This is a genomic window from Streptomyces sp. NPDC002176 (genome assembly GCF_044903645.1).
GTDB lineage: Bacteria > Actinomycetota > Actinomycetes > Streptomycetales > Streptomycetaceae > Streptomyces.
Map to the genome: position 1 here is coordinate 514,041 of NZ_JBJDQW010000002.1, position 11,932 is coordinate 525,972.

At 73.4% G+C, this 11,932-nt stretch carries 14 protein-coding genes and 1 tRNA gene; 7 read left to right on the forward strand and 8 right to left on the reverse strand.

Annotation, left to right across the window (positions count from 1 at the left end; all coding sequences use genetic code 11):
• Window positions 1–53 precede the first annotated feature (53 nt).
• The 6 genes from ACI2LY_RS10530 to ACI2LY_RS10555 all read right to left on the reverse strand — a co-directional run bounded on the left by ACI2LY_RS10530 (window position 54) and on the right by ACI2LY_RS10555 (window position 5,456).
• The gene (locus ACI2LY_RS10530) at window positions 54–1,295 is read right to left on the reverse strand and encodes an HD-GYP domain-containing protein (RefSeq protein WP_404706826.1); all 1,242 of its coding nucleotides are present in this window, start codon (window positions 1,293–1,295) and stop codon (window positions 54–56) included.
• Window positions 1,292–2,602, reverse strand: a complete 1,311-nt coding sequence (locus ACI2LY_RS10535) for an HD-GYP domain-containing protein (protein WP_404706827.1) — start codon at window positions 2,600–2,602, stop codon at window positions 1,292–1,294. The genes ACI2LY_RS10530 and ACI2LY_RS10535 overlap by 4 nt, the downstream gene beginning before the upstream one ends.
• 106 nt (window positions 2,603–2,708) lie before the next feature.
• Window positions 2,709–3,011: a mycothiol system anti-sigma-R factor gene (gene rsrA, locus ACI2LY_RS10540; protein WP_030807430.1), complete on the reverse strand. Its 303-nt coding sequence runs from the start codon at window positions 3,009–3,011 to the stop codon at window positions 2,709–2,711.
• Entirely contained in the window at window positions 3,008–3,703 is a 696-nt protein-coding gene (locus ACI2LY_RS10545) for a sigma-70 family RNA polymerase sigma factor (protein ID WP_404706828.1), read from the reverse strand. Before ACI2LY_RS10545 ends, rsrA begins: the two co-directional genes overlap by 4 nt.
• Before the next feature lie 258 nt (window positions 3,704–3,961).
• Window positions 3,962–4,588, reverse strand: a complete 627-nt coding sequence (locus tag ACI2LY_RS10550) for an alpha/beta family hydrolase (protein ID WP_404706829.1) — start codon at window positions 4,586–4,588, stop codon at window positions 3,962–3,964.
• Window positions 4,589–4,601: 13 nt separating this feature from the next.
• Complete coding sequence (locus ACI2LY_RS10555; RefSeq protein ID WP_404706830.1) at window positions 4,602–5,456, reverse strand: SOS response-associated peptidase; 855 nt, start codon at window positions 5,454–5,456, stop codon at window positions 4,602–4,604.
• 50 nt (window positions 5,457–5,506) lie between these two features.
• Between ACI2LY_RS10555 and ACI2LY_RS10560 the strand changes: the two genes are divergently transcribed.
• The 4 genes from ACI2LY_RS10560 to ACI2LY_RS10575 all read left to right on the forward strand — a co-directional run bounded on the left by ACI2LY_RS10560 (window position 5,507) and on the right by ACI2LY_RS10575 (window position 9,058).
• Entirely contained in the window at window positions 5,507–6,229 is a 723-nt protein-coding gene (locus ACI2LY_RS10560; protein ID WP_361818097.1) for a M50 family metallopeptidase, read from the forward strand.
• Window positions 6,230–6,290: 61 nt separating this feature from the next.
• The gene (gene aroA, locus ACI2LY_RS10565) at window positions 6,291–7,607 is read left to right on the forward strand and encodes a 3-phosphoshikimate 1-carboxyvinyltransferase (RefSeq protein WP_404706831.1); all 1,317 of its coding nucleotides are present in this window, start codon (window positions 6,291–6,293) and stop codon (window positions 7,605–7,607) included.
• Between the two features lie 16 nt (window positions 7,608–7,623).
• Window positions 7,624–8,634: a ribosome small subunit-dependent GTPase A gene (rsgA, locus tag ACI2LY_RS10570; protein WP_404706832.1), complete on the forward strand. Its 1,011-nt coding sequence runs from the start codon at window positions 7,624–7,626 to the stop codon at window positions 8,632–8,634.
• Window positions 8,635–8,734: 100 nt separating this feature from the next.
• Window positions 8,735–9,058, forward strand: a complete 324-nt coding sequence (locus tag ACI2LY_RS10575; RefSeq protein ID WP_404706833.1) for a DMT family transporter — start codon at window positions 8,735–8,737, stop codon at window positions 9,056–9,058.
• Here the strand turns inward: ACI2LY_RS10575 and ACI2LY_RS10580 are convergent.
• Window positions 9,055–9,663: a TetR/AcrR family transcriptional regulator gene (locus tag ACI2LY_RS10580; protein WP_404706834.1), complete on the reverse strand. Its 609-nt coding sequence runs from the start codon at window positions 9,661–9,663 to the stop codon at window positions 9,055–9,057. The two genes, ACI2LY_RS10575 and ACI2LY_RS10580, sit on opposite strands and share 4 nt — an antisense overlap.
• A 162-nt stretch (window positions 9,664–9,825) precedes the next feature.
• Here ACI2LY_RS10580 and hisN point away from each other — a divergent pair, with 162 nt between their 5' ends.
• The 3 genes from hisN to ACI2LY_RS10595 all read left to right on the forward strand — a co-directional run bounded on the left by hisN (window position 9,826) and on the right by ACI2LY_RS10595 (window position 11,719).
• The gene (hisN, locus tag ACI2LY_RS10585) at window positions 9,826–10,620 is read left to right on the forward strand and encodes a histidinol-phosphatase (protein WP_404706835.1); all 795 of its coding nucleotides are present in this window, start codon (window positions 9,826–9,828) and stop codon (window positions 10,618–10,620) included.
• Window positions 10,621–10,817: 197 nt separating this feature from the next.
• Window positions 10,818–11,195 carry a cyclic nucleotide-binding/CBS domain-containing protein gene (locus ACI2LY_RS10590; RefSeq protein ID WP_404706836.1) on the forward strand — a complete coding sequence of 126 codons (378 nt, stop codon included), beginning with the start codon at window positions 10,818–10,820 and terminating at the stop codon, window positions 11,193–11,195.
• A gap of 107 nt (window positions 11,196–11,302) precedes the next feature.
• Entirely contained in the window at window positions 11,303–11,719 is a 417-nt protein-coding gene (locus tag ACI2LY_RS10595; protein ID WP_388995719.1) for a Fur family transcriptional regulator, read from the forward strand.
• A 126-nt stretch (window positions 11,720–11,845) separates the two neighbouring features.
• Here the strand turns inward: ACI2LY_RS10595 and ACI2LY_RS10600 are convergent.
• Window positions 11,846–11,919: transfer RNA gene (locus tag ACI2LY_RS10600), tRNA-Met, on the reverse strand.
• Between the last annotated feature and the right edge of the window lie 13 nt (window positions 11,920–11,932).

Consider the following 11,932-nt stretch of genomic DNA (forward strand, 5'->3'; position numbering starts at 1 on the left):
CTCTCCCTCGCATCCAACCACGTCACGTGGGAGAGGCGCTCATTACCCATCGGTTACCCAGCAACCGGCAGGGTCAGACAGTCGCGGGACAGGACCCGCGCCAGTGATTCCACCACCTCGGGGGCGTAGTCCCCGGCGGTGGCGAGCCGCAGTTCCTCCAGCGCGCGCAGCGGGCCCTCGACCCCGGCGTCGCGGGACTTCTCCTCGTAGGCGTTGACCGCGCGCACGATACGGGCGGCGACCGGCTGGTCCCGGTAGGGGTCGGCCTGCCGCTCCACGACGACGGCGACGGCGGCGGCCACCCCGGTCTGCCGGACCACGGCCCCGCCGAGCAGGGCGATACGGCGCTGCTCCGCGCCGGGCAGGGCCGCGGTGGCGCCCGCGGGGACCGGGTCGATGAGGCTGAGCTGGCCGATGTCGTGCATCAGGGCCGCGTGCTCCAGCACGGTCAGCTCGGTCCCGGTGAGCCCGAGGTCCCGGCCCACCGCGAGGCTGAGCGCGGCGACCCGGCGGGCGTGCCCGGCCGGGGTGTACCCGGCGATCTCGGTGGCGCGGGCCAGCGAGGTGATGGTCTGCCGGTAGGTGGCGCGCACGGCCGCGTACCGGCGCAGCGACAGCTGGGTCAGCAGCAGCGGGAGGCAGAACACGGGCAGCGCCCACAGCCCGGCGACGGCCACCGCGAGCGCCATCACCGCGCCGGTCGCGCAGACGGCGGAGCCGATGCCGAGCAGCCCGCGCAGTTCCTCGCGCAGCAGCGGGCCGAAGGGCCAGCGGGTGCGGGAGTGGGCGAGCGCGGCGGCCAGGAGCGCGTCGCACAGGGCGGTGAGGACGAGCAGCGCGATGAGCAGCAGGGCGTAGGCGGAGCCGTCCCAGTGGTCGAACACGCCCCGGCTGTAAAGGGGTTGGAAGCAGATGGCGGCGAAGCCGACCTTGAGGACCCGGCGGGCGAGGTGGTCGAGGGTGGGGGTGCGGCCGCGCCAGATGTGCGGGACACCGCCGAGCAGGGTGGCGACGAGCACCACGGTGACGATCTGGGCGGGGCCGTGCTGGGCGGGGTGCCCGGCGTCGGCGCCGAGCAGCGCGTAGGAGAGGGAGCCCGCGGTGCCGAGGGGGGCGGCGCGGCGGGAGCCGCCGCCCTTCCAGCGGGTGAGTTCGCCCACGGCTATGAGGACGCCGAAGGCGAGCGCGGTGCCCCGGTCGTCGACGCCGGTCCACAGGGTGGCGCCGAACGCGAGGGCGGCGACGAGGGCGGCGGCGCCGTGGATCAGACGGCGGGCGCTCGGGCGGGCGGTCACCGATGGGCCCCGGTGGTCCGGCCGTGGGTGCGCTGGCGCGGCGGGACGCCGGAGGCGGGTTCGTCGGCGGTGACCTCGGGGCGCCAGCCGTGGCGGCGCAGGGCGGCGGCGAGCGCGCCGACCATCCGGGGGTCGAACTGGGCGCCCGCGCACCGCTGGAGTTCGGCGACGGCGACCTCGACGGGGCGGGCCCGGCTGTAGGTGCGGTTGGAGGTCATGGCGTCGAAGGCGTCGGCGACGGCGACCACGCGGGCGCACTCGGGGATCTGGGTGCCCTCGAGTCCGTAGGGGTAGCCGCTGCCGTCGAGGCGTTCGTGGTGGTGCAGGATCGCCGCGCGGGCCTCCCCGAGGAAGGAGATGCCGCGGGTCATCTCATGGCCGTACTCGGGGTGGAGTTCGATGATCCGGCGTTCCTCGGGGGTGAGCGGGCCGTCCTTGCGCAGCAGCCGGGTGGGGACGCCGAGCTTGCCGACGTCGTGCAGGATGCCCGCGAAGCGGAGTACCTCCACGCGGGCGTCGTCCATGCCGAGCTGGCGGGCGATCATCACGGACGCCCGGCCGACCCGCTCGCTGTGGCCCCGGGTGTAGCCGTCCTTGATGTCGACGGCCTGGACGAGGGCGCGGATGGTGGCCTGGTGGGCGGCGCGTTCGCGGTGGTACTGGGCGAACACCCAGCAGGAGACGCCCATCGGCAGCAGGACGAGCAGGGCGGCGACGGGTCCGTAGGGGCTGCGCCACAGCACGGCGGTCATCAGTCCGGCCAGGCCGTGCACGGCGACGGGGGCGAGGGAGCGGGTGAACAGTCCGCGCCAGGCCCGGCGCAGCGGGACCCGGTCGGCGGCGGCGTGCATGGCGCCGTCGAGCAGGGTGAGCACCAGGCAGAAGGCGAGCACGGCGGCCCCGGCGGGCAGCAGCGCGTAGGGGAAGACGGAGCCGTCGACGGCGGCGCCGCCGTCGAGCGCGTGGTGCGTCCGGGCGGCGGCCCAGACGGCGAGCGCGGGCCGGGCGGCGCGCCAGACGCGGCGCGGCAGCGTGGGCGGGTGCTCGACCGGGGAGAGCAGGGCGGCGGGCAGCGGGACCAGCGCGGCGGCGGCCGGGGGCAGCAGGAAGGCCCCGGCGAGCAGCACGGGGTAGAAGGTGCCGCCGAAGCGGCGGCGGACGACCTGGTCGCAGAGCGCGTAGAGCACGGCGAGCAGGGCGAGGGTCCCCCAGGGGGTGGGGGTGGCCGGTGCGGGCAGTGCGCAGAGCGCGGCGAGCAGGGCGGCGCCGGCCACACAGGCCCGCGCTCTTGCCGGAACCGCCTCCATGACGCCCTCCCCGACCGTGCCCCGTCCGGGTGGAGCGTAGGACGGGGCACGGGGAGGCGGGGGCTAGTCCGGTGGGATTAGCACGTTCGGGTGACGGAAGGGGCGGTCAGCTCTCGCGGGCGGCCGCGGTCACGTCATGCTCGGGGACGGTGCCGCCGGAGCGGATCAGCTCGATCCGGCCCATGACCTTGGCGCGCAGGTCGGCGGGGACGTCGTCATGTCCGCAGCACCGCTTGACCAGCTTCTTGACGGCCTGCTCCAGTCCGTACTTCTCCAGGCACGGGTGGCATTCCTCGAAGTGGTGCTGGAACTTGTCGCGGTCGACGTCCGGCATCTCGCTGTCGAGGAACTCGTACAGATGGTCGAGGACCTCACTGCAGTCCGTCTCGTGCGGCTCTCCGCAGCTCATGAGCCCGAGCCTTTCGCTTCGTGCGACTCTCCGGCGCCGGCCGGGACCAGTCCGCGCTCGCGCGCGTAGTCCTCCAGCATGCCGCGCAGTTGACGGCGGCCCCGGTGCAGCCGGGACATCACCGTACCGATGGGGGTCCCCATGATGTCCGCGATCTCCTTGTACGCAAAGCCCTCTACGTCCGCGAGATAGACCGCGATGCGGAACTCCTCGGGGATCGCCTGGAGCGCGGACTTCACGTCCGAGTCCGGCAGGTGGTCGAGCGCCTGGGACTCGGCGGAGCGCAGCCCCGTCGACATGTGCGACTCGGCGCGGGCGAGCTGCCAGTCCTCGATCTCCTCGGCCGCGCTGCGCTGGGGTTCGCGCTGCTTCTTGCGGTACGAGTTGATGAAGGTGTTGGTGAGGATCCGGTACAGCCACGCCTTGAGGTTGGTGCCTTCGCGGAACTGGTGGAACGACGCGTACGCCTTGGCGTACGTCTCCTGCACCAGGTCCTCCGCGTCGGCCGGGTTGCGCGTCATGCGCAGCGCGGCGGAATACATCTGGTCGAGGAATTCGAGCGCGTCCCGCTCGAAGCGCGCGCTGCGCTCCGTGCTGGTCTCGGCGCCCGTCTCCGCGCTCACGCCCTGGCCCTCGGGCAGCTCCGCCTGGCCGCTGCCGGCCCCTGCGTCGGTCCCAGTGACCGGACCCACCTCCTCAAGTTCCCGCGCGGGACCGAGACCGGCCCCACTCGTTTCGGAGGATAGAACACGACCCGTACCCGCCGCCGCTCGAATCGGAGCGGTCTTGGCCGCGTGCAGCACCGTCCAGTCCAGGTCAGTACGGCTGCTGCGACTCGGACATGCGGTCGAACCCATGCGGCTGACTTCCTCTCCCGCGACGACGCCTCACCGGCGCTCCAGCACTTCTGTCCGGCACAACAGCGGTGCCCCGGCGGGCATTCCCGAGGGTCACCCGAGTGACGCGGCCCACCTGACGACGGCGTCCGTCACGGTCTCCAGCGCGGCCTCCTGCGTCACGGGAGCCCGTTTGGGCACGGCGAAGGAGTGGTCGCCGTAGGGCACCTCGACGAGTTCGAAAGCGCCCTCGGGGAATTCCTCGGGTCGGCCGAAGGGGTCGTTCCCGCCCTGGACGACGAGGGTGGGCACCCCGGCGCCGAGCAGTTCGTCGGCGCGGGACTTCTCGGGCTTGCCCGGAGGGTGCAGCGGGAAGCTCAGCGCGAGCACCGCGCGGGCGCCCAGCTCGGTGGCGGTACGGCAGGCGACCCGGGCCCCCGCGCTGCGGCCACCGGAGATCACCGGCAGGCCGGGCCGGGTCAGCGCGGGCCACAGGCCCCGCCAGCCGGTGTCCAGCGTCTTCGGCGCGGGAGCGACCTTGCGCCCGGCGACCCGCCAGGGCTGCTCGACCAGCGCGACGCTCACCCCGTGCGGGGGCAGCGCGGCGGCGAGCGCCTGGAGATCCCGCGCCTCGATCCCGCCCCCGGCGCCATGGCTCACGGCCAGGACCAGGCGGGGCTCGGGCGCGGGGTGCCAGGTGACGCGCGCGGTCCCGGCCTCGGTCTCGACGGTCTCGATCATGCTGGAGATCACATCAGAAGAGTGTGCCCTCCTCCGGCCCCTCCAGCTCCTTCAGCAGCTCCGGGCCGTTGTTGCGGACGTTGCTGACGGCTGTCGGCACCGGGTAGGCCCGCATCAGGCCCTCGGGCGGCGGGGCGAGCAGCTCCCGCAGTTCGTCGGGGTCGGTGCGGGCGGGGTCCAGCCAGGCGTCCCAGCGGTCCGGGGTGAGCATCAGGGGCATCCGGGGGTGGATGTCGGCGAGCGAGCCGGGGCCCTCGGCGGGGGCGACGGCGAGCGGGCTCCGCTCGGCCTCGGTGGTGATCACCGAGCAGGTCGCCCACCAGGCGCCGGGGTGGTCGTCGGGCAGGGTCGCGTCGCGCCAGAACTCGTACAGCCCGGCCATGGCGAACACCGAGCCGTCGGCGGGGGTCACGAAGTAGGGCTGCTTGCGGGCCCGCTTCTTCTTGCCCTCGACCTCCAGATCGCGCTCCTGCTCGCCGGTGACCCACTCGTAGTAGCCGTCGGCGGGCAGGATGCAGCGGCGGGCGGCGAAGGCCCGGCGGTAGGCGGGCTTCTCGTGCACGGTCTCCGCGCGGGCGTTGATCATCCGGGCGGCGCCCTCGGGCGTCCGGGCCCAGGACGGCACCAGTCCCCACTTCAGCCGACGCAGCTGGCGAACCGGACGGCGGTCGGCGGCGTCTTTCAGCGGACGGTCCAGGACCGCGTAGACCTCCTTGGTCGGGGCCACGTTCCAGTCCGGCGCCAGGGTCTCCTCGGGTTCCGGGGTACGGTCGCCCCCTTCCGCCGGGGCAGGGGGGACCCCCACCTCGATGTCGAAGACTCCCGCGAGATCCTCTGGACCACGACTGGCCGCATACCGTCCGCACATACCAGCCACAGTGCCAGAGTCCGTCCGACGACAGGGAGCCACCCGTAGACATGGACAGCAATACGACCACCGCGCTGCCCGACCTCTGGGACCGGCTCAGCGGCACCCAGCCCGGTCCCGACCTGTGGGTGGTCCTCGCCACCCTGGCCGCCGCGCTCGCCGTGGTCGCCCCGCACCCGGTGTGGCGGGTGGCCCGCAACGCGATCACCATCGCGCACGAGGGCGGCCACGGGCTGATCGCCCTCGTCACCGGCCGGAAGCTGACCGCGATACGGCTGCACTCCGACACCAGCGGCCTCACGGTCAGCCGGGGCAAGCCGTACGGGCTCGGCATGATCCTGACGGCCGCCGCGGGCTACACCGCGCCCTCGCTGCTCGGGCTCGGCGGGGCCGCGCTGCTGGCCGCCGGACGCATCACCCTGCTGCTGTGGGTGGCCACCGCCCTGCTGCTGGCCATGCTGGTGATGATCCGCAACGCCTACGGGGTGCTGACCGTGGTGCTGACCGGCGGGGCCTTCCTGCTGGTGTCGTGGCTGGCGGGACCGCAGGTGCAGGCGGCGTTCGCGTACGCGGTGGTGTGGTTCCTGCTGCTGGGCGGGGTGCGTCCGCCCTTCGAGCTGCAGGCCAAGCGCAGGCGGGGCGGCGCCGGGGACTCGGACGCGGACCAGTTGTCCCGGCTCACCCACGTACCGGCGGGGCTGTGGCTGTTCCTGTTCCACGCGGTGTCGCTGTGCTCGCTGATCGGGGGCGGGCAGTGGCTGCTGCGGCTGTGAGCGCCCCGGACGCCGCCGCGATCAAGATCTGGGTACGGTCCCAGCCACTAAAGTGGGGCGCATGACCGTGAACCCCGCTCATACCGCCCTCTGGCCCGCCCCGCACGCGACCGGAGCCGTCGACGCGACGGTCCACGTGCCCGGTTCCAAATCGGTCACCAACCGGGCCCTGGTGCTGGCCGCCCTCGCCTCCGAGCCGGGCTGGCTGCGCCGTCCGCTGCGCTCGCGGGACACCCTGCTGATGGCCGGGGCGCTGCGCGCGATGGGCGTGGAGATCGAGGAGGGCGTCGGCCCGGACGGCTCCGGCGAGGCGTGGCGGGTGCTGCCGACCGGGCTGCGCGGTCCGGCCACGGTGGACGTCGGCAACGCGGGCACGGTCATGCGCTTCCTGCCGCCGGTCGCCGCGCTGGCCGACGGCCCGATCCGCTTCGACGGCGACCCCCGTTCGTACGAGCGTCCGCTGCACGGCGTGATCGACGCGCTGCGCGTGCTGGGCGCCCGGATCGACGACGACGGCCGGGGCGCGCTGCCGCTGACCGTGCACGGCGGCGGGGCGCTGGAGGGCGGCCCGGTGTCGGTGGACGCCTCGTCGTCGTCCCAGTTCGTCTCGGCGCTGCTGCTGTCCGCGCCGCGCTTCAACCAGGGCGTGGAGGTCCGCCACACCGGCGCGACCCTGCCCTCGCTCCCCCACATCCGGATGACGGTGGACATGCTGCGCGCGGTCGGCGCCCAGGTGGACACCCCGGAGTCGGGCGGCGAGCCGAACGTGTGGCGGGTGACGCCGGGCGCCCTGCTGGGCCGGGACCTCACCGTCGAGCCGGACCTGTCCAACGCCCAGCCGTTCCTGGCGGCGGCCCTGGTCACCGGCGGCAAGGTGACGATCCCGGACTGGCCGGAGCGCACCACCCAGCCGGGTGACCGGCTGCGGGAGATCTTCACCGAGATGGGTGGCTCCTGCGAGCTGACCGAGTACGGGCTGGTGTTCTCCGGTTCCGGCGCGGTGCACGGCATCGACGTGGACCTGGGCGACGTGGGCGAGCTGACCCCCGGCATCGCCGCGGTCGCGGCCCTCGCCGACTCCCCCTCCACCCTGCGGGGCGTGGCCCACCTCCGGCTGCACGAGACGGACCGGCTGGCCGCGCTCACCAAGGAGATCAACGAGCTCGGCGGCGATGTCACCGAGACCGCCGACGGCCTGCACATCCGCCCGCGCCCGCTGCACGGCGGGGTGTTCCACACCTACGACGACCACCGGATGGCGACGGCGGGCGCGATCATCGGCCTGGCCGTGCCCGGGGTGCGGATCGAGAACGTGGCGACGACGGCGAAGACCCTCCCGGACTTCCCCGAGCTGTGGGCCGGGATGCTCGGTAACTGACGGGCGGATCGAGATCATGCGCCGCTACGGCAAGCACACCGACGAGGACGACATCCGCACGCGTCCCAACCGCAAGGGCAACCGCCCGCGGACCAACATCCGGCCCAAGCACGAGGACGCGGCGGAGGGCATGGTCCTCACCGTCGACCGGGGTCGGCTGACCTGCCTGGTCGAGGGGCGGACCATCACCGCGATGAAGGCCCGCGAGCTGGGCCGCAAGGCGGCCGTGGTGGGCGACCGGGTCTCGCTCGTCGGTGACCTGTCGGGCCAGAAGGACACCCTCGCGCGGATCGTGCGCATCGGGGAGCGCACCTCCCTGCTGCGCCGCACCGCCGACGACGACGACCCCTACGAGCGGGTCGTGGTGGCCAACGCCGACCAGCTCGCCATCGTCACCGCGCTCGCGAACCCCGAGCCGCGCCCCCGGATGATCGACCGCTGTCTGGTCGCGGCCTTCGACGGCGGCCTGGAACCCCTGCTGGTCATGACCAAGTCGGACCTGGCCTCCTCCGACAAGCTGCTGGAGCTGTACGGCGACCTGGACATCCCCTACGTGGTCACCAGCCGCGAGGAGCTGGAGAACGGCGACGCCGCCGACCGGGTCCGCGAGCAGCTGGACGGGAAGATCACGGCGTTCGTCGGCCACTCCGGCGTCGGCAAGACGACCCTGGTCAACGCGCTGGTGCCGGAGGACCTGCGGCGTACGACGGGACACGTCAACGCGGTGACCGGCCGCGGCCGGCACACCACGACCTCCGCGCTCGCGCTGCCGCTCGGCGACGGCACGGGCTGGGTGGTCGACACTCCGGGCGTGCGGTCCTTCGGGCTGGCGCACATCGAGCCCTCGCGGGTGATCAACGCCTTCCCGGACCTGGTGCCGGGCACGGCGGACTGTCCGCGCGCGTGCAGCCACGACGAGCCGGACTGCGCGCTGGACGCCTGGGTGGCCGAGGGACACGCCCGCCAGGCCCGGCTGTACTCGCTGCGGCGGCTGCTGGCCACGCGGGAGCGCCGCGAGGGCGACTGAGCGTCGCGTGGTTTGCCGGGGTGCGGGTTCGGTAAGTGCATAATCGCACCGAGCCGGAGATCCGGATCTCCGGCGATCCGGATCTACGGGAGGACAGCACATGGCGTGGCTGCTGGTCATCGTCGCCGGGCTTCTGGAGACCGGTTTCGCCGTGTGCCTGAAGCTGTCCCACGGCTTCACCCGGCTCTGGCCGACGATCGCCTTCGCCGCCTTCGCCCTCGGCAGCTTCGGCCTGCTGACCCTGGCCCTGAAGAAGCTGGACGTCGGTCCCGCCTACGCGGTGTGGACCGGCATCGGCGCGGCCGGTACGGCGATCTACGGCATGGTCTTCCTCGGTGACCTGGTGTCCACCCTGAAGGTCATCTCGATCTCCCTGGTGATCGCCGGGGTGATCGGCCTCCAGCTCTCGGGGTCGGCGCACTAGTCCGCGAAGTCCCGGTGCAGGGCGTGGTGGACCAGGGCCGCGGTGCCGCCTTCGCCCGCCGGTGCCGCCACGCAGGACAGGCCGAGCCGGAGGGCGAGTTCGCAGGCGAAGGCGAGCCGGGCGGTGTCGGCCGCGGGGGTGCCGGGTGCGGTGAGGACGGCCACGGCCCGGTCGCGCACCATCCGCAGGAAGTCTCCGGGGGCGGGCAGCGGCCCGTCGGCGCGGCGCTGCGCGGGCACGGTGGAGGTGGAGGGCAGGCCGGGCCGGGCGGGCTCGGGCAGCCGTCCGTGCCAGCTGCCGGTGAGCATGGCCCGTACCAGCGCGTTGCCGCGGGCGGCGGTGGCGGTCCACTCGGCGGTGGCGGCGAGCCGGTCGCGGGGGTCGGTGTGGGTGGCGAGGGCGCGTTCCACCCCGGCGAGGTAGCCGTCGGCCTCGCGCCGCATCAGGGCCCTGGCGAGGCCGTCCTTGCTGCCGAACTCGTTGTAGAGCGTCTGCCGGGACACTCCGGCGGCCGCGGCGACGTCCACCATCCGCACCGTCGACCACGGCCGGTTGGCGAGCGCTCTGCCTGCGGCGTCCAGCAGCGATTCGCGGGCTGCGGGCATCTTCGCCTCCCTGGGGCGAGCTGTGGCGCTTAGATTTGACTCGCCCACCGGCGCTGTCAAGGGTCCGGGGCCGCCCGTCGGCGTGCTTCGGCCGCCGCGCGCCGCGCCGCGCGGCACTCCCCCTGGTGGCTTCCGGCCACCCCCGGCCGATACGGTCGTCACATGCCGGACTATCTCGACGATCTGCGCCTCGCCCATGTGCTCGCCGACGCGGCCGACGCCACGACCATGGAGCGCTTCAAGGCCCTCGACCTGAAGGTCGAGACGAAACCGGACATGACGCCGGTCAGCGAGGCCGACAAGGCCGCCGAGGAGCTGATCCGGAACCATCTCCAGCGCGCCCGCCCCCGCGACTCGGTGCTCGGCGAGGAGTACGGCGCCGAGGGCTCGGGCCCCCGCCGCTGGGTGATCGACCCGATCGACGGCACCAAGAACTACGTGCGCGGCGTCCCGGTGTGGGCGACCCTGATCTCGCTGATGGAGGCGGGCCAGGGCGGCTTCCACCCGGTCGTGGGCCTGGTCTCCGCGCCCGCGCTCGGCCGCCGCTGGTGGGCCGCGAAGGGCCACGGCGCCTTCACCGGGCGCAGCCTGACCTCGGCGAGCCGTATCCATGTCTCCGGCGTGGGCGACCTGGCCGACGCCTCGTTCGCCTACTCCTCGCTGACGGGCTGGGAGAACCGGGGGCGGCTCGAGGGCTTCCTGGGGCTGTCCCGCGACGTCTGGCGCACCCGCGCGTACGGCGACTTCTGGCCGTACATGATGGTGGCGGAGGGCTCGGTGGACATGTGCGCGGAGCCGGAGCTGTCGCTGTGGGACATGGCGGCCAACGCGGTCATCGTCACCGAGGCGGGCGGCACCTTCACCGGTCTCGACGGCCGTCCCGGCCCGCACAGCGGCGACGCGGCGGCCTCCAACGGCCTGCTGCACGACGAGCTGCTGGGACGGCTCGGCGGCTGAGCGCACCGCCTGCTCCGCGCGCCCTCAACTGACCACGCGCGCCCCCTTGTTGACCTCCTTTTTACCTGTCACTCTGAAGCCTCCCTCACTTGTGAATTCGTGAATCCGTGCTTGTGCGGCACGGGTTCCACAGGAGGTGGCTGAAGCCCATGCTCGTTCCCGCCCCCGCACCACCCCCCACGCTCGTCCGAGACGCCATGAGCACGGTGGTCCTCACCATCGGCCCCGCCCACACCCTCCGCCAGGCCGCCGCCCTGATGTCCGCCCGCCGGGTCGGCGCCGCCGTGGTGCTCGACCCGGACGCGGGCGGCATCGGCATCCTCACCGAGCGGGACATCCTCAACTCCGTCGGCCTCGGCCAGGACCCGGACGCGGAGTCCGCGCACGCCCACACCACCACGTCCGTGGTCTTCGCCGCCCCGGCCTGGACCCTGCGCGAGGCCGCCCGCGCCATGACCCACGGCGGCTTCCGGCACCTGGTCGTGCTGGACGGCGGTGAGCCCGCGGGCATCGTCTCGGTCCGCGACATCATCCGCTGCTGGGCCCCGGCCCGCGCCCCGGAACCGGCTCTCTGACCCCGCTCCGGCAGGGTCGGACCGAGCTTGGACCCAGTCCAACCCTGCCCTGATTCCAAAATCACACCTGTTCGGGATCTGTTCGGCCCCCTGTTACGCTGGCTGCCATGAGTGACCTTCTGGACCGGCTGCGTGGACGCGGATGGCGGATGACCTCGCAGCGCCGCGTGGTGGCCGAGGTGCTGGACGGCGAACACGTCCACCTCACGGCCGACGAGGTCCACGCGCGCGCCGCCGCGAAACTGCCGGAGATCTCCCGCGCGACCGTCTACAACACCCTGGGCGAGCTGGTCTCCCTCGGCGAGGTGCTGGAAGTCAGCACGGACCGGCGCGCCAAGCGGTACGACCCGAACGCGCACCGCCCGCACCATCACCTGGTCTGCTCGCGCTGCGGCGCCATCCGTGACGTCCACCCCGTCGGCGACCCGCTCTCCGACCTCCCCGACACCGAGCGCTTCGGCTTCGCGGTCTCGGACGTCGAGGTGACCTACCGCGGCCTGTGCCCGGAGTGCGCGACCGCCTGACCCGCACCCCCATGCCGCCCCGCACCGGGGCGGCATTTTTCACGCCCGCGTTCATCTCTCGCCCGTCTTTCACGCGCATACGACCGAGGGCCGGAACCCTTTCGGATTCCGGCCCTCGGCCTTCAGTAGCGGGGACAGGATTTGAACCTGCGACCTCTGGGTTATGAGCCCAGCGAGCTACCGAGCTGCTCCACCCCGCGTCGATGAATATGA

Bases quoted from the DNA above. Each gene is read 5' to 3' on its own strand.
- rsrA (WP_030807430.1), bottom strand. From the start codon at position 3,011: ATGAGCTGCGGAGAGCCGCACGAGACGGACTGCAGTGAGGTCCTCGAC.
- ACI2LY_RS10575 (WP_404706833.1), top strand. From the start codon at position 8,735: ATGGCGTGGCTGCTGGTCATCGTCGCCGGGCTTCTGGAGACCGGTTTC.
- hisN (WP_404706835.1), top strand. From the start codon at position 9,826: ATGCCGGACTATCTCGACGATCTGCGCCTCGCCCATGTGCTCGCCGAC.
- ACI2LY_RS10550 (WP_404706829.1), bottom strand. From the start codon at position 4,588: ATGATCGAGACCGTCGAGACCGAGGCCGGGACCGCGCGCGTCACCTGG.
- ACI2LY_RS10580 (WP_404706834.1), bottom strand. From the start codon at position 9,663: ATGCCCGCAGCCCGCGAATCGCTGCTGGACGCCGCAGGCAGAGCGCTC.
- rsgA (WP_404706832.1), top strand. From the start codon at position 7,624: ATGCGCCGCTACGGCAAGCACACCGACGAGGACGACATCCGCACGCGT.
- ACI2LY_RS10535 (WP_404706827.1), bottom strand. From the start codon at position 2,602: ATGGAGGCGGTTCCGGCAAGAGCGCGGGCCTGTGTGGCCGGCGCCGCC.
- ACI2LY_RS10555 (WP_404706830.1), bottom strand. From the start codon at position 5,456: ATGTGCGGACGGTATGCGGCCAGTCGTGGTCCAGAGGATCTCGCGGGA.
- ACI2LY_RS10590 (WP_404706836.1), top strand. From the start codon at position 10,818: ATGAGCACGGTGGTCCTCACCATCGGCCCCGCCCACACCCTCCGCCAG.
- ACI2LY_RS10595 (WP_388995719.1), top strand. From the start codon at position 11,303: ATGAGTGACCTTCTGGACCGGCTGCGTGGACGCGGATGGCGGATGACC.
- ACI2LY_RS10560 (WP_361818097.1), top strand. From the start codon at position 5,507: ATGGACAGCAATACGACCACCGCGCTGCCCGACCTCTGGGACCGGCTC.
- aroA (WP_404706831.1), top strand. From the start codon at position 6,291: ATGACCGTGAACCCCGCTCATACCGCCCTCTGGCCCGCCCCGCACGCG.